The 15951-nt window shown below is 27.9% G+C and carries 19 protein-coding genes and 1 tRNA gene; 13 read left to right on the plus strand and 7 right to left on the minus strand.

Annotated elements, in window-relative coordinates:
* Positions 1–103: 103 nt before the first annotated feature.
* From D3Z07_RS09420 to D3Z07_RS09430, 3 genes are read left to right on the plus strand one after another with little or no spacing between them, the layout of a single operon-like run.
* Positions 104–316 carry a helix-turn-helix domain-containing protein gene (locus D3Z07_RS09420; protein WP_076082982.1) on the plus strand — a complete coding sequence of 71 codons (213 nt, stop codon included), beginning with the start codon at positions 104–106 and terminating at the stop codon, positions 314–316.
* Positions 316–642, plus strand: a complete 327-nt coding sequence (locus D3Z07_RS09425) for a HipA N-terminal domain-containing protein (protein ID WP_076082979.1) — start codon at positions 316–318, stop codon at positions 640–642. Before D3Z07_RS09420 ends, D3Z07_RS09425 begins: the two co-directional genes overlap by 1 nt.
* 2 nt (positions 643–644) lie before the next feature.
* Positions 645–1643, plus strand: coding sequence for a type II toxin-antitoxin system HipA family toxin (locus D3Z07_RS09430; protein ID WP_076082976.1), 999 nt, complete (start codon positions 645–647; stop codon positions 1641–1643).
* A 364-nt stretch (positions 1644–2007) separates the two neighbouring features.
* Here the strand turns inward: D3Z07_RS09430 and D3Z07_RS09435 are convergent.
* The 3 genes from D3Z07_RS09435 to D3Z07_RS09445 all read right to left on the minus strand — a co-directional run bounded on the left by D3Z07_RS09435 (position 2008) and on the right by D3Z07_RS09445 (position 3568).
* A tRNA-Arg gene (locus D3Z07_RS09435) sits at positions 2008–2084 on the minus strand.
* Between the two features lie 72 nt (positions 2085–2156).
* A complete protein-coding gene (gene mqnP / locus D3Z07_RS09440) occupies positions 2157–3017 on the minus strand; it encodes a menaquinone biosynthesis prenyltransferase MqnP (protein WP_076082928.1) in 861 nt (286 codons plus the stop codon).
* Positions 3018–3088: 71 nt separating this feature from the next.
* Complete coding sequence (locus D3Z07_RS09445) at positions 3089–3568, minus strand: OmpA family protein (protein ID WP_164707219.1); 480 nt, start codon at positions 3566–3568, stop codon at positions 3089–3091.
* Between the two features lie 118 nt (positions 3569–3686).
* Here D3Z07_RS09445 and D3Z07_RS09450 point away from each other — a divergent pair, with 118 nt between their 5' ends.
* The 10 genes from D3Z07_RS09450 (at position 3687) to D3Z07_RS09495 (ending at position 12786) form a co-directional block, all read left to right on the plus strand.
* Complete coding sequence (locus tag D3Z07_RS09450; RefSeq protein ID WP_076082922.1) at positions 3687–5057, plus strand: peptidoglycan-binding domain-containing protein; 1371 nt, start codon at positions 3687–3689, stop codon at positions 5055–5057.
* A gap of 64 nt (positions 5058–5121) precedes the next feature.
* Positions 5122–5325 carry a hypothetical protein gene (locus D3Z07_RS09455; protein WP_076082919.1) on the plus strand — a complete coding sequence of 68 codons (204 nt, stop codon included), beginning with the start codon at positions 5122–5124 and terminating at the stop codon, positions 5323–5325.
* A 35-nt stretch (positions 5326–5360) separates the two neighbouring features.
* Entirely contained in the window at positions 5361–6233 is an 873-nt protein-coding gene (miaA, locus tag D3Z07_RS09460) for a tRNA (adenosine(37)-N6)-dimethylallyltransferase MiaA (RefSeq protein WP_076089143.1), read from the plus strand.
* Between the two features lie 87 nt (positions 6234–6320).
* Entirely contained in the window at positions 6321–6527 is a 207-nt protein-coding gene (gene rpmE / locus D3Z07_RS09465; RefSeq protein WP_076082916.1) for a 50S ribosomal protein L31, read from the plus strand.
* Between the two features lie 9 nt (positions 6528–6536).
* Positions 6537–7352, plus strand: coding sequence for a 16S rRNA (cytidine(1402)-2'-O)-methyltransferase (gene rsmI, locus D3Z07_RS09470; RefSeq protein WP_076082913.1), 816 nt, complete (start codon positions 6537–6539; stop codon positions 7350–7352).
* A 2-nt stretch (positions 7353–7354) separates the two neighbouring features.
* On the plus strand, positions 7355–8044 hold the full coding sequence (gene rlmB, locus D3Z07_RS09475; protein WP_076082910.1) for a 23S rRNA (guanosine(2251)-2'-O)-methyltransferase RlmB: 690 nt from the start codon (positions 7355–7357) through the stop codon (positions 8042–8044).
* 10 nt (positions 8045–8054) lie between these two features.
* Positions 8055–8867, plus strand: coding sequence for a hypothetical protein (locus D3Z07_RS09480; protein ID WP_122893742.1), 813 nt, complete (start codon positions 8055–8057; stop codon positions 8865–8867).
* A gap of 4 nt (positions 8868–8871) precedes the next feature.
* Positions 8872–10086, plus strand: a complete 1215-nt coding sequence (locus tag D3Z07_RS09485; RefSeq protein ID WP_122893743.1) for an LL-diaminopimelate aminotransferase — start codon at positions 8872–8874, stop codon at positions 10084–10086.
* A gap of 14 nt (positions 10087–10100) precedes the next feature.
* Positions 10101–11363 (plus strand): homoserine dehydrogenase, encoded by a 1263-nt coding sequence (locus D3Z07_RS09490; protein WP_076082902.1) that lies wholly within the window; start codon positions 10101–10103, stop codon positions 11361–11363.
* 67 nt (positions 11364–11430) lie between these two features.
* Positions 11431–12786, plus strand: coding sequence for an MATE family efflux transporter (locus tag D3Z07_RS09495; RefSeq protein ID WP_076082899.1), 1356 nt, complete (start codon positions 11431–11433; stop codon positions 12784–12786).
* Here D3Z07_RS09495 and D3Z07_RS09500 read toward each other — a convergent pair.
* From D3Z07_RS09500 to D3Z07_RS09515, 4 genes are all read right to left on the minus strand, one after another.
* The gene (locus D3Z07_RS09500) at positions 12783–14021 is read right to left on the minus strand and encodes an MFS transporter (RefSeq protein ID WP_076082897.1); all 1239 of its coding nucleotides are present in this window, start codon (positions 14019–14021) and stop codon (positions 12783–12785) included. The genes D3Z07_RS09495 and D3Z07_RS09500 overlap by 4 nt on opposite strands.
* Before the next feature lie 67 nt (positions 14022–14088).
* The gene (locus D3Z07_RS09505; protein ID WP_076082894.1) at positions 14089–14784 is read right to left on the minus strand and encodes an HvfC family peptide modification chaperone; all 696 of its coding nucleotides are present in this window, start codon (positions 14782–14784) and stop codon (positions 14089–14091) included.
* Positions 14774–15598, minus strand: a complete 825-nt coding sequence (locus tag D3Z07_RS09510; protein ID WP_076082892.1) for a DUF692 domain-containing protein — start codon at positions 15596–15598, stop codon at positions 14774–14776. The genes D3Z07_RS09505 and D3Z07_RS09510 overlap by 11 nt, the downstream gene beginning before the upstream one ends.
* A gap of 19 nt (positions 15599–15617) precedes the next feature.
* The gene (locus D3Z07_RS09515) at positions 15618–15896 is read right to left on the minus strand and encodes an HvfA family oxazolone/thioamide-modified RiPP metallophore (protein ID WP_122893744.1); all 279 of its coding nucleotides are present in this window, start codon (positions 15894–15896) and stop codon (positions 15618–15620) included.
* Between the last annotated feature and the right edge of the window lie 55 nt (positions 15897–15951).

Below are 15951 nucleotides of genomic sequence, written 5' to 3' on the forward strand. Positions count from 1 at the left end.
TTAGTATATACCTTAAATTTAAAGTAAATATTAATTTTTATAGATATATAATTAAACATATTTAACTTATATACTAAATAAGAATACATATTAAGGTATTAAAATGGAATCTACTTCTACTAAAATAGGTAAAACTATAAAAATAAGAAGAAAAGAATTAAATCTTGAATTAAAAGATTTACAAGATTATTCGGGTGTTAATTATGTTTCAATATCTGAGATTGAAAATGGAAAAGCAAATCCTACGGTTAAGACACTTGAAAAACTTTTAGATGTACTAGGAATGGAATTAGATATCAAAGTGAAGATTAAATAATGCAAAGAGCAAAAGTTTTTAGAAATAGTATATTTACTGGTTTACTTACAAAGTTTGAAGAAAATAGCTATAGCTTTGTTTATGATAAAGAGTATTTAAATAAAGATATTGGAAAAGCTATTAGTTTAACATTCCCCTTACAAGAAGAAGAATTTACATCAAAAAACTTATTTCCTTTTTTTTATAATCTATTAGCAGAGGGTAAACTAAAAGATATACAATGTAAAGAGCTTAGAATTGATAAAAATGATGATTTTTCAAGGTTATTATTAACAACCAAAGAGAACACAATAGGTTCTATTACAATAGAAAAAGATGAGATATAAAGATGGAAGATAAGATATGTTTAGGCTGTTTAGCAGAAAATAAAAAACTAAGAAATAACTATTGTTCAAAGTGTATTAAAGAACTATTTAATGGAAAGGTACCAAATCCTTTAAATTTTGATAGAGTTGAATTTACTAAAAAAAGAGCAGAATTATCACCTAGAATGTCAATCTCTGGAGTACAAGATAAAATCTCCTTAGCTTTTGAAAAGAAAGATTTAATACCAACTGCAGCTAATGGAAGATATATATTAAAACCTATTACAAATGGAGATGGACATATTCAAAATGAAAAAGATATTGTGGCAAATGAACATCTATCAATGCTTATCTCAAAGAATATATTTAAAATTCCTACAGCTTGGTGTGGTTTGATTAGATTTAGTGATGGAGAGTTAGCTTACATAACAAAGAGATTTGATTATGATGAAGAAACAAACTTGAAATATGATCAAGAAGATTTTGCTGGAATTATGGGAATAACACCAGTAACTCATGGAGAAAACTATAAGTATGATGCTTGTAGTTATTTAGATTGTGCAAAGATGATAAAAAAATATGTAGCATCAAGTGTAGTATCACAAGAAGACTTTTTTAAAAGAATTATTCTAAATTATCTAATATGTAATGGTGATGCTCATATTAAAAATTTCTCTTTATATAGTAAAGTAGATTCTAGAGAATACTTTTTAACACCAAGTTATGATTTATTAAACACAAGATTTCATATAAATGAAAAATATGGAGATATGGCTATAGATTTATTAGATGATTATACTTCTACTTATGAAGCTTATGGTTACTATACTTATGATGATTTTAAAACTTTTGCTAAGTATATAGATTTACCTAAAATTAGATTTAATAAAATTATGAAATTTATTGAAGGCTCATATTTAGAAGTAGAAGATTTGATTGATAAATCTTTTTTAAGCTCTGAAGCAAAAGAGTTTTATAAGGAATCTTATAAAGATAGAATGAAAAGATTGAGGATTAAATAGTATAAAATATTTTTATACTATTTGTAACACTCTAAATCGTAACACTAATTTGTACTAAAATTATCAAATATATCTTGCATAACTTCTTTAAATAGGCATCTCACGTCACATAATTTTTTTAATATTTTATACTTTTTTCTGGAAAATACTTTCAATATTCTTATATTTTGGAGTTTTTATTAGTTATCAATTGCAATTACAACTATTTATTGTACATACAGGACATAGACTTTTTTTAGATACCTATATGTTTGTTTTTATAAATATTATATATAGTGTGAAATAGGTGTGAATCGATTTTTTAATAGACATAAAAAAAGCCCGACCTAAACACTGCAAACAGTAATTAAATCGGGCTTCTAGGTGGTACGCCTGGAGGGATTCGAACCCCCAACCGCCGGGGCCGAAACCCAGTGCTCTATCCAGTTGAGCCACAGACGCGCTTTAAATAAGGAAAGAATATTACCACATAAAAACTTAGATACCTTTTATGTTATAAAAATTCTTTCTTTTTTAGTAAAAAATATTATCTAACACAATCAATATAAAAAATACAATTCCTAAGTAGCCATTAACAGTGAAAAAGGCTTTATCTATTTTTGTAAAATCTTTATTTACTAAATAATGTTCATAACTTAGCATCAGTGCACTTATTATTACTGCTAAATATGCAAAAAATGAGCTCTCTGAGTTTATTACAAATAATAACCAAAAAACTACTGTAAAAAAATGAAATACTTTTGATATTAGCATTGTCTTTTTAGCACCAAATTTTGAAGGGATTGAGTGAAGATTTAATTTTTTATCTACTTCGATATCTTGTAAAGAATAAAGTAAATCAAACCCAGCAACCCAAAACATAACTCCAATACTAAGAAATACAGACCATAAAGGAATAGTTTCTAATACTGTTACAACACCTGCTATTGGTGCAAGTCCTAGAGATATACCTAATATTATATGTGCAAGATATGAAAACCTTTTAAAATAAGAATAAGAGCCAATAACAAATAAAATAGGTAAAGATAAATATAACGCTAAATCATTAACAAAATATGCGATTAGAATAAATCCTAATGCATTTGCAATTGTAAATATTAACATAGAAGAAGCCGAAATCCTTCCATCTACATTTGGTCTATTCACAGTTCTTGGATTTAAAGCATCTATATCTCTATCCATATATCTATTAAATCCCATTGCAAAATTTCTTGCAGTAAGCGCGGCTAAAATACCAAGTATCATTAATTTAAATCCAAACCAACCATTTGCAGCAACAACCATAGCAATAAAAATAAAAGGTAGTGAAAATATCGAATGTTTGAACATTACTAGTTCATTAAAATCATTAAGTTTTTTTAAGAGTTTTTCCATAAAAGAATTTTAGCTAAGAATAATAAAAAAATAAATAAAGACGCTAGTTTGTCTTTATTTATTTAAGAGTTTTATTGCTCGTTATATTTAATAGTTGCAATTCTTGATTTTTCACTTGCAATGTAGTTTGATAATTCAGCAGCTGTATTAAATACTTCACCAATTACTCTTCTATTTTGTGCAGCACCAGATTCAGTGTTGTTGTTGTATAAAGGAGATGATTCACCAAATCCCATAGCTCTTACTTTTGATGGGCTAACACCTAATCTAATTAATTCTGATCTAACTTTTGTAGCTCTTTTTGATGATAAATCATAGTTATATTTAGCGCCTGCTAAAGAACTTGTATGTCCTTCAATAACTGTGTATAAATCAGTTTCTTTTAAAAATTGTGCATATTCTCTGATTTCTTTCATTTCTGAAGAATTAGAATATACAGTAGATGCATTTTTAAACTGAACATTTAAGTCCTTTACCATTACACAATCAGCAGCACTTAAAGATGCAGCTCCAATTAATCCAACTAATGTTGATACAATAATTTTTTTCAATTTATTCTCCTCGAATTTTAATAAGTTAACGAATAGTAACATAACTTTTATAAATTTTAAAGTAATGTTTATAATTATTCAGCTAAGATTTATAAATAAAAAATTTTAAAGGGATAAAATGTCAAATTATTTAAGAAATTCTGCAATACTAGCAACTGCTGCTGTTATTGGGATGACTGGATGTTCATCTAAAGATACAATGGGTACATCATCTGATAAAGTAATGCAATTACAAAAAGAAATTGAAGCACAAAATGCGAAAATTTCTCAATTAGAGATGGATAAAACAAAAGCATTAAGTTCAATTAATGCAATGAATGCTGAATCTAAAGATTCAAATGCTGTAAGTAATTCATTAGTACCTGCGAATGCAAAAGCTGGTGAGTGTTACGCAAAGGTTTTAGTTCCTGCAAAATATGAAACTAAAAATATTCAAAAAATGTTAAAAGAAGCAAGAACTAATATTTCAATTACTCCTGCAACTTATAAAGTAGTTGAAAAGAAAGTTACTATTAGAGAAGCTTCTACAAAATTAGTAGCAGTTCCTGCGACTTATAAAACTGTTACTGAAAAGATTTTAATTAAGCCAGAAACAACTAAGTTAGTTGTAGTACCTGCAACTTACAAAAAAGCTAATCAAAATGTAATGGCATCTGCTGAAACTTCAAGAATTGTTACAGTACCTGCAACTTATAAAACAGTTAAAGAAACTATTATGGTTGAGCCAGAAAAAACTAAATTAGTTACAGTTCCAGCTACTTATAAAACTATGTCTGAAAAGATTTTAGTTAAGCCTGCATATACTGCATGGAAAAAAGGTAGAGGTGAAATTGAAAAAGTTGATAACTCAACTGGAGATATTTTATGTTTAATTGAATATCCAGCTGAATATAAAACACTTACTTCAAAAGTAATTGATAAACCTGCAACAACTAGAGAAGTTAAAACTCCAGCTGTTTACAGAACTGTAGAAAGAAGAGTTGTTGCAACTCCTGCTACTACTAAAGAAATCAAAATTCCAGCAACATATAAAAATGTTCCAACTCAAGTAATTGCAACTCCTGCTACTACTAGAAAAATTGTTATTCCAGCTGTTTACAAAATGGTAACTAAAAAAGTTGTTGCAACTCCTGCTACTACTAAAGAAGTTAAAATTCCAGCTGTATGCAAAATGGTTAAAACTAGAGTTGTTGCAACTCCAGCAAAAGAAATGAAAACTAACATTCCAGCTGTTTATACAAATGTACCAACAAAAGTTAAAGTTGCAGATTCTTACCTTAAATGGCAAGGAATTCTTTGTGAAACAAATACAACTTCTGATGTAGTTTCAAATTTACAAAGAGCATTAAAAGCTAAAAACTTTAACATCACTAAAATTGATGGTGTTTATGGTTCAGAAACAAAAGCTGCTGTTAACGCTTACCAAAAAGCTAACAAATTAAATGAAGGTGCTCTTACTTTAAAGACTTTAAAATCTTTAGGTTTATAGTATCCCAAAAACAAAAAGCAGTAATGCTTTTTGTTTTAATCTAACATTACAAAGAAAGAACTTTATGAAATTCCTTAAACCTACAATACTTATAATAAGTATTACAATATTATTTACTGCATGTGCATCAAAAGTACAAACTCATGTTGTAGAATCTGAAAAAGAAAATGTTTCAACATTATTAAAAAAACTAATAAAAAAAGAACAAGAAATAAATAAATTAAACCAGAAAATAGAAGACTGCAAAGAAACTCAAAAATCTAAATAATATTGCTTTCACTAAAAATTAGCTAAAATTTGCCAATGAAAGAAATAGCAATAATTGGCTCAACTGCCTCTGGTAAAACTGGTTTATCCTTAGAAATAGCACAAAAAACAAACTCTATTATACTCTCACTAGATTCATTATCTGTATATAAAGAAATAGATATAGCGTCTGCAAAACCTTTAAAAGAAGAAAGAGGGGATATTATTCATTTTGGAATAGATGAAGTTTATCCCAATGTTGAGTATGATGTAATGCAATTTATTGATTGTTATAAAAAAGCTAAAAACTATGCTTTACAAAACAATAAAAACTTAATCATCGTTGGTGGAACTGGTTTTTATTTAAAAGCACTTATTGAAGGCTTATCTACAGGTGTAAACTCAAAAGTAAAACTTGATAGCAATGTTGGTGAAGTTTATGATTTACTATATTCAAAAGATGAAGATTATATGTCTAAAATCAAAAGAAATGATAAATATAGAGTTGAAAAAGCCTATGCCATTTATAAAGAAACAAATTTAACTCCTAGTGAATACTTTATTCAAAATCCTAAAACTCCTATAGTAAAAGATTTAAAACTTTTTGAAATACTTTGGGAAAAAGAAGATTTAAGAAAAAGAATTAATCAAAGAACAAAAATGATGATAGATGATGGAATCATTGATGAAGTAATTTATCTAGAAAAAAAATATACAAGAAAACCAAATGCCATGTCTTCAATTGGAATTATTGAAACACTAGAGTTTTTAGATGGAAAATTAAATAAAAAACAACTTGAAGAAAAAATTGCTTTAAATACTAGTAAATTAGCAAAGAGACAAAATACCTTTAATAAAGGACAATTTAATAATCTTCAAATTTCAGATATTATAACAAACTTAAATTCAGAGATTCTTAAGTATTTTTAGATATAATCCCCGTCCAAAAGAGTTTAATAAAGGGCAACATTAAGACTTGACCTTTTATTTTACATTAATTTATATAAGGAATATGGCGTGAAAAAAGATATACACCCAGATTACAAAACTTGTGCAGTATCTTGTGCTTGTGGTAATTCATTTGAAACTAAATCAAATGTTGAAACTATGAGAATTGATATTTGTTCAGCTTGTCACCCATTCTTTACTGGAGAGCAAAAAATTGTTGATGCTGCTGGTAGAGTTGAGAAATTCAAAGCTAAATACGCTGCTGCTTCTAAGTAGTAGAACTTTATGCTCTGCTTAGTTCCCACTCCAATTGGAAATCTTGAAGATGTCTCAAAAAGATCTCTTCAAGTTTTACAGGAGTGTGAACTAATTTTTTGTGAAGATACAAGAGTCACAAAAAAACTACTTTCACTTTTAGGTGAAAAAAATAATTTAGATTTTTCAAATAAAGAATACAAATCTTATCATTCTCACAATGAAAAAAAAGTCTTAGAAACATTATCAAAAGAAACTTTTACTAAAAATGTTGTTTACGTAAGTGATGCAGGAATGCCTTGTGTTTCAGATCCAGGTGCTTCACTTGTTGATTATTGCATAAAAAATAATATAGAATATGATGTACTTCCTGGTGCAAATGCTGTATTAACTGCTTACGCAATGAGTGGTTTTGAAAGTACTACTTTTTCTTTTCATGGTTTTTTAGACCACAAAGGAAAGCAAAGAGCTTCAAAACTTGATGCAATTTTAAATGATAATAAATTAGCAATACTTTATGAATCACCACATAGACTTGCAAAACTACTAGAAGAATTAAAAGACAAAGCTCCAAATAGAACAATATTTTTAGCAAAAGAGATTACAAAACTACATCAAACTATTTATAAAAATAAAGCTTCAAATCTTTTTGAAGAGTTTAAAAATATAAATATAAGAGGTGAATGGGTTGTGATAATTGAACCTTTAGAAACTATAGGTTCAGCTTTAGAATTAAAAGACATTCAAGACCTTGACTTAGCACCTAAAGTTAAAGCAAAACTTATCTCAAAACTTACAGGACAATCTACAAAAGAGGTTTATCAACAACTTTTAGATACAATCTAGCCATGATAATATATGGAAAACAAATCGTACTATTCGTACTAGACAACTACCCAAATTTAATTGAAGAAGTTTTTCTTTCAAAAGAAATAGATAAAAAACTTTTTTCAAGGTTTGCAAAACTAGATAAGGTTATTTACAAAGTAGATAATCAAAAAGCTCAAGCTCTTGCAAAAGGTGGAAATCATCAAGGTTTCTTTTTAAAGTTAAGTCAATTTGACTATACCCCAATCAAAGAATTGAAGAAAATGAACTTTATTTTAGTTCTTGATGGATTAACTGATGTTGGTAATATTGGTGCAATTGCAAGAACTGCTTATTCAATGGGAATTGAAGGCTTAATTGCTTCAAATATTAAAACAATTAATAACTCAGGAATTGTAAGAACAAGTGCTGGTGCATTACTTGATTTACCATTTACAGTTCATCCAAGATCTGCTGATTTAGCAAGTGAATTAATTGATTCAGGTTTCACTTTAATTGGTGCAACTATGGATGGTGTTGATTTAAAAAAATATGGAAAAATTGAGAAAACAGATAAAGTTGCACTATTTTTAGGAAGTGAAGGGGAAGGAATTTCTCCAAAAGTTGCTAAAAAACTAGACTTAAAAGTATCAATTGCAATGGAACATGAATTTGATTCATTAAACGTATCAGTAGCAGCTGGGATATTAATTTATAATCTAAAAAGATAAGAGATTTAAAATGATAAAAAATTTAATTTTAATAATAACTTGTACTGTTGCATTAAATGCAAGTATAAATACACCAATTAAAAATATTTTAGGATATAGTGCTTATAATAAGCATAAAAACCTAATTAACTATATTTTTAAAAATAATAGCTCTGCGTATTATACTAATGGTCAAGTAAATTATGTTGCATTAACAAGTAAACTACAAAGTAATGGTTTATTAAAATTAAAATATAGAACATCAAGATATATAGATGTTTCTTTTAAAATAAGTGAGAATCCAAAAAAATCTTTAATGATTTTACAAGACTCACTTAAATCTCTTGGACATTATTACTATTTAGTTCAAGATGTAAAATATGATGGAAACAATTTTATTTGGAATATAAAATTAAAAACTGAAGCCGCCATTAACCCTCTTAGATTATCAAAAGCACTTGCAAAAAATAATTGTAAAGTAAGCTTTATAAAAAAAGAGGGAACATATAACTGGAGATATTCTATTATTAGTGATAATTCTGTGATTAAGAAATCAAAAGATTTAGTGAACAACAATCAATTATCTCTAAAAAAACCACTTAAAGCATATATGCTAAAAGTTGCTAATGCAAATAGTATAAATATAATTTCAAAAAGTGGTAATAGATGGCATCCTAATGTAGTTTTTTATGACAATGATTTAAACATCATAGAAAACTTTAAAGATGATAGTTTGCATCAAAATTTAAGAGTAGATGTACCAAATAATACAACATATATAAAAATAGATGATTTGTATTCCCTTGCTAATTTAAAGCGAGGAATTAGTATTACTAAGGAGTAGTAAAGTGTTTGAAGAAATAGAGTTTGAAAGAATGAAGCGACTTCCAAACTACGTGTTTGCAGAAGTTAATAATATAAAAATGGAAGCAAGACGTGCTGGTGAAGATATTATAGATTTTTCTATGGGAAATCCTGATGGTCCTGCACCACAACATGTAATTGATAAATTAAAAGAAACTGCTGATAAAGCAAAAAACCATGGTTACTCAGCAAGTGCTGGTATTTATAAACTTAGACTTGCGATTTGTAACTGGTATAAAAGAAAATATGGCGTAGATTACCTAGATCCAGATAAACACGCTTGTGCAACAATGGGTTCTAAAGAAGGTTATGTTCACTTAGTTCAAGCTATTGTAAATGTAGGCGATGTTGCAGTTGTACCAGATCCTACATATCCAATTCATTCATACGCATTTATGTTAAGTGGAGCAGCTATTCACAAGTTTGAACTTTCATTTGGAAAAGATTTTAAAGTTGATGAAGATCTATTTTTTGAAAGATTACAAAAAACTTTAGATGAATCAATTCCAAAAGTTAAATATGTATTAGTTAACTTCCCACATAATCCAACTTGTGCTACAGTAACACCAGAGTTTTACCAACGATTAGTTGATATGGCTAAAAGAGAAAGATTCTATGTAATTTCAGATATTGCTTATGCTGATATTACTTTTGATGGATATAAAACTCCTTCAATTTTTGGAGCAGAAGGTGCACTTGATGTTGCAGTTGAATCATTTACATTATCAAAGTCATATAATATGGCAGGATGGAGAGTTGGATTTATTGTAGGTAATGAGAAACTTGTAGGTGCATTAAAAAGAATAAAATCATGGCTTGATTATGGAATGTTTACACCAATTCAAGTAGCAGCTACTGTTGCACTTGATGGTCCACAAGAATGTGTTGAAGAACATATTGAAAAATACAGGTTCAGACGTGATGTAATGATTGATGCATTTAAAGATGCGGGTTGGGATATGGATGTACCAAATGCTTCTATGTTTATTTGGGCAAAAATTCCAAAACAAGCAGAGCATTTAGGAAGTATGGAATTCTCAAAACAATTAATTACACATGCAAAAGTAGCTGTAAGTCCTGGTATTGGATTTGGACACTATGGTGATACACATGTAAGAATTGCACTAATTGAAAATGAAAAAAGAATTAGACAAGCAGCAAAAAATATTAAGAAATATTTAAAATCATTAGAAAAATAAAGATAGGAAAACAAATGTTAAAAGTAGGAATTATTGGAGTAGGAACAGTAGGAGCAAGTGTTGCAAATATTTTAAGAGATAATAAAAATATTATCACAGCACGTGCTGGTATCGAAATTGAACCTGTTCTTGGAGTAGTTTCTAACTTAAACAAAGACAGAGACGTTTCAATAAAATTAACAGACAATATTGATGAAGTTTTAAATGACGAGTCAATTGATATTGTTGTTGAGCTTATGGGTGGAATTGAAAAGCCTTATGAAGTTGTTAAAAAAGCATTAGAAAAAGGCAAAGCAGTAGTTACTGCTAATAAAGCCTTATTAGCTTATCACAGATATGATCTTCAAGAAATAGCAGGAGATACTGCATTTGAATATGAAGCAGCAATTGCTGGTGGTATTCCGATTGTTAATGCATTAAGAGATGGATTAACTGCAAATAATATTTTATCAATCAAAGGTATTATGAACGGTACTTGTAACTATATGCTTACAAAAATGATTGATGAAGGTGTTGATTATGACACTATTTTAAAAGAATCTCAAGAATTAGGTTATGCAGAAGCTGATCCAACATTTGATGTTGGTGGTTTTGATGCTGCTCATAAACTATTAATCTTAGGTTCTATTGCTTATGGAATTGATGCAAAACCTGAAGATATTTTAATAGAAGGAATTGAAAACATTTCTCCTGAAGATATTGATTTTGCTTCTGAGTTTGATTATTCAATAAAATTATTAACAATTGCTAAAAAAATAGAAAACAAAATTGAACTTAGAGTTCATCCTGTATTAATTCCAAATGCACAGATGATTGCAAAAGTTGATGGTGTTATGAACGGTGTTTCTGTAATTGGTGATAAAGTTGGTGAAACAATGTACTATGGACCAGGTGCAGGTGGAGATGCTACAGCTTCAGCTGTTATTGCAAATATCGTTGATATTGCAAGACGAGGAAAAGGCTCACCTATGCTTGGTTTTGAAACTTCTTATGGTGAAGAGTTAAAACTTATGAATAAAGATGATATTCAAACAAAATATTATTTAAGATTAAGAGTTGAAGACAAAACTGGTGTATTAGCAAAAGTTGCTAATATATTAACAACTCATAATATTTCAATTGAGAAAATGATTCAAAAGCCACTTAATAGAACTTGTGCTCATCTTTTACTTTCTACTCATACTTGTATAGAAAAAGATATAAATAAAGCATTAAACGATATCAAAGAAGCAGGTGTTGTTACAGCTGAACCTTCAATGATTAGAATAGAAGACTAAACTCTTCTTTTCTAATTAATTATTAAATACACCCTTAAACTATCTTTTTGATACAAGGACTTTCCTTTTGAGAAAATCAGAACACTTAACTACACAAAATATTCCATCACTTATTAAACAATTAGCCATTCCAGCTAGTGTAGGAATGTTTTTTAATACAATGTATAATGTTGTAGATACATTTTACGCAGGACTTATATCAACTGAGGCTATTGCTTCACTATCTTTATCATTTATGATATTCTTTTTAATTATTGGATTAGGATATGGATTTTCATCTGCGATTACAGCCCTACTTGGAAATGCATTTGGAAAAAAGAAATATAAATTAGCTTCTATTTATGCACATAAAGGTTTATTTTTTATTCCTATACTTGGTATCTTTTTAGGTCTTATAGGTTATTTTGCAGCACCTTCTTTGTTTATACTTTTAGGTGCAAGTGAGCAATACTTAAATACTTCTATTGAATATATTAACCCTATTTTATTTGGTACAGTATTTTTTATGTTTAACTTTTCTCTTAACTCAATATTAGTAGCCCAAGGTGATACAAAAACATATAGAAATACACTTATATTTGGTTTTTTTGCAAACTTAGTTTTAAACCCTTTATTTATTTATGGGTTTTTATTTATTCCTGCTATGGGAATACAAGGTATTGCAATAGCAACAGTTTTAATTCAAGTATTAAATATGTGTTTTATGTTTTACAAAGTTTTACAAACAAAAGTTATTCACTTTGAAAAACTTGAATACTTTATACCTAATTTAAGAGTATATAAACTATTTTTATCTCAAGGTTTACCTATTAGTTTAAGTATGCTTACAATGGCATTTGGTTCTTTAATACTTACTTATTTTGTATCTCATTATGGTATGCAAGCAGTTGCTGGTTATGGAATTGGATACAGAGTTGAACAACTAATGCTTTTACCTGCACTTGGTCTTAATACAGCTGTTTTAACATTAGTTTCAAACAATTATGGTGCTAAAAAATATGATAGAGTTATTGAAACTTTAAAAGTATCACTTAAATATGGATTTATTATTTCTACAATTGGAATTGTATTATTAACACTTCTTGGAAGATTTATTATTACACAATTTGATTCAAATGAAACAGTTGTAAATTTTGGAGTTGATTACTTACTAGTTGAAATTTGGATTTTCTATGCTTATATTGTTCTGTTTATTTGTGTATCAACACTTCAGGGAATTAAAAAACCTAAAATGATTTTATATATTAGTTTATATAGACAAATTGTTGCAAAACTTATTATTGCGTGGGTAATCGTAAAATATTTTGAACTTGATTTTATTTATCTATGGTTTGGTATTTTATTTATGATTTATTCAGCAGCTATTTTTGCATATTTTTATACAAATAGAGTTTTAAAAGAGGTTTGTAACAAAACTATTTAAACCTCTTTCTCATAGTTCTCATCTTGTCTAGGATCTAATTGTGGTAATTCAGCCCCAGATGCAACTGGAATATTTACAAAGACACTTAAGTCTTTGTCTTTTACTCTTTCTTGTGTTAAAGCATAGATACTTAGAATAAAACATAGAGTAAAGAAACTTATAAACAAAAAGTTAGGACTTAGACTAAGACCAACACCTATTATAAGAGGTGAAAGAAAAGAACCAATTCCATATGTAAAAAGCAATGTTCTACTTATCTCTATAATATCTTTACTTTCATCAACAACATCATTAGCTCTTGCAACTGCTAATGGATACAAGGTAAATATTGTTAATCCTAGAAAGAAACCAAGAATATATAAATACAGTTCTTCTTGTGCATATAAAATAAAGAAAAGAGATGTAAAAGCTGAAAGAAAAGAAACAATAGAAATAAGTTTTCTTCTTCCATATTTATCAGAAAGTATTCCTACAGGCCATTGAGAAATTAGTCCACCTATTATTGAAATTAGCATAAATTTTGAAACAAGTTCAAGCGAATCACTTTGCATAAGAATATAAATAGGAAGCATTGTAAAAAACCCTCCCACTACAAATCCACTAATAAAACTAGTAACTGTTGCAAGTGGAACTATTGAAAATATTTTTGGAAAACTAAATTTATCAAAAGGTTCTAAGATGGGTTCTTTTATTTTAGTTAAAGAGATAATAAGAACAGAAAAGAGAACAAGAACAGAACCTATTGTAAAAATAAATTGCTTAAAATGCTCATCAATATTTAGAAAAAGTTGTCCTAATGCAGTAGCTAAATAGAAAATTATTGTATAAATAGCTAATATCTTCCCCCTACTTTCTTCGGAGCTTTTTTCATTTAACCAGCTTTCTAATATTATTAATAAACCATAAAAAGAAAAGCCAGAAATTAATCTTAAGGCTGCCCATAAAATCTCATTAAAAAAAACAGAATGCAAAAGAAAAGAAATAATCATTAAAGCAGCAAAAGCAGCAAAACTTCTAATATGTCCAACAGTAGATATAATTTTTTGAGAAAATATTGAAGATAAAATAGCACCTAAAAAGAATGCAGCATTAATAATCCCAATAACAGTATTATTAACACCTAAGTCTTTTAAGTAAACACCTATAAATGTTAAAATCATTCCATAACCAATAGCTAAAAAAGCAATTGCAAAAAATAATGATGATATTGGAAAAATGATTTTTTTTAAACCCATTGTAGACTCTTTTCTTTGTTAATATATTTTTTAATAAACTTATATACTAACAAAAAGAACTTAGGTTTTAATAAATAGCCTTTGAAAATAGTAACTCTTTTAAAGGCTCATATAAAACCATTTTAGCCTCTTCCAAATCTATTTCATTTTCTATACATAAAGCTTCTAAAATTTTTAGAATACTTTGTTTTTTATTCGATTGTTTTATTAGTACATATAAGAACTGATTAATTTCTCTAAATAATACCTCATCACTTTTATAGTCATAATATATAATTAAAAAATTTTCTCTTTTATTTTTATGTTCTTTATTAATAATATCAAAATTAAAAGTTTTAAGTCTTGCACTTGGAGCTAATTTATAGCTTTTATTCCAATCAAAATCTTTTACTTTTATTTTTTTATACTCTTTCATGTATATTTCAACTTCAATCCAGTCAAAATATAATAGTTCATACAAATATTTTCTATCGTGAAAAAGCTTTTGTTTTTTTACAAACTTTCTATAATCATTTGCTATTTGCCATACAAATGGTGTACTTGGTGGATTTTTTAAAAATTCATATATACTTTTTTCTAATTCATCTTCACTTATATACTTGCAAAATTCGATAAATGTAGTTTTTATAATTTCTTCATATCTATAAAAGACTAATTTTTGATAAACATTATAAACTGAATTTGTAGAGTTTTCTTTTTGTTCACTTATAATATCAATGAATCTATCTTGAACTTCTCTTTCAAGTGGTTTTTTATTTTGCATTACGAACAGCCTTACAAATACTTTCCATTTTTTTGTATTCTACTACAAGTTCATCAAGAGGTGGTACGTTATTATCTCTTTCAATCATAACAGGAGCATCAATTTGTTTTAGTGTATATTCTAAAAGTTTCCAAACACCAGAACAAATAGGCATACCATGTGAATCAATTTTAAGTCCTGAATCTTCATCAAAGTAATGTCCAGCCATATGCATATATGCTACTTTACTTTTATCAAGCTGGTCAATAAATTTTCGTGCTTTAAATGAATGATTCACTGAGTTTACAAAAACATTATTTACATCAAGTAGCATTTTAGCACCTGATTTTTCCATTACTTCATTGATAAAATCAACCTCTGCCATTTCAGCGTATGGAACTAAATAATATGTTGCATTTTCTAATATTAGATTTCTTTGAATTATATCCTCAACTTCTTTTACTCTATCACTTACAATCTCTATCATTTTTTTTGTCATTGGTAATGGTAATAATTCGTATGATTGTTTATTGTCTATTGATGAGAAGGAAAGATGTTCAGAATAGAACTCTATATTATATCTATCTAGGAAAGTTTTGATTTGCTTGACAAACTTTCTATTAAGTTTGTCAGCAGAACCAATTGATAAAGATAAACCATGTGCAACAGTAGGTTTAGAAAAAACTGCTTTTTCAAAAGCTTTTTCATAAAGCCTTGGCATATGCATCCAGTTCTCAGGAGTTACCTCCCACCAATCTGGTTGAAATTTACTTGATTCTATATCAAGTAAAAAATCACTTCTAAGCCCTAGTCCACATCCATTTAAATTTATCATTGTTTATTCTTTTTAAAAATTATTTTTTATCTGAACCACATTTACCAGCTCCACAAGAACCTTTTTTCATGTCTTTCTTAGCTTCACCACCACATTTTCCAGCTCCACAAGAACCTTTTTTCATGTCTTTCTTAGCTTCACCACCACATTTTCCAGCTCCACAAGAACCTTTTTTCATGTCTTTCTTAGCTTCACCACCACATTTTCCAGCTCCACATGAACTTCCTGCAGCAAATGCAGATGTAGTTGTTAAAGCAGCTCCTAACATAATTCCAGCTAATTTCATTTTAGTATTCATTTTATTTCCTTAGTATTTTAATTGATAATTATCTTATCATATATATTATTTACTT

This window comes from Arcobacter peruensis, assembly GCF_003711085.1.
GTDB classification, from domain to species: Bacteria; Campylobacterota; Campylobacteria; order Campylobacterales; family Arcobacteraceae; genus Poseidonibacter; species Poseidonibacter parvus.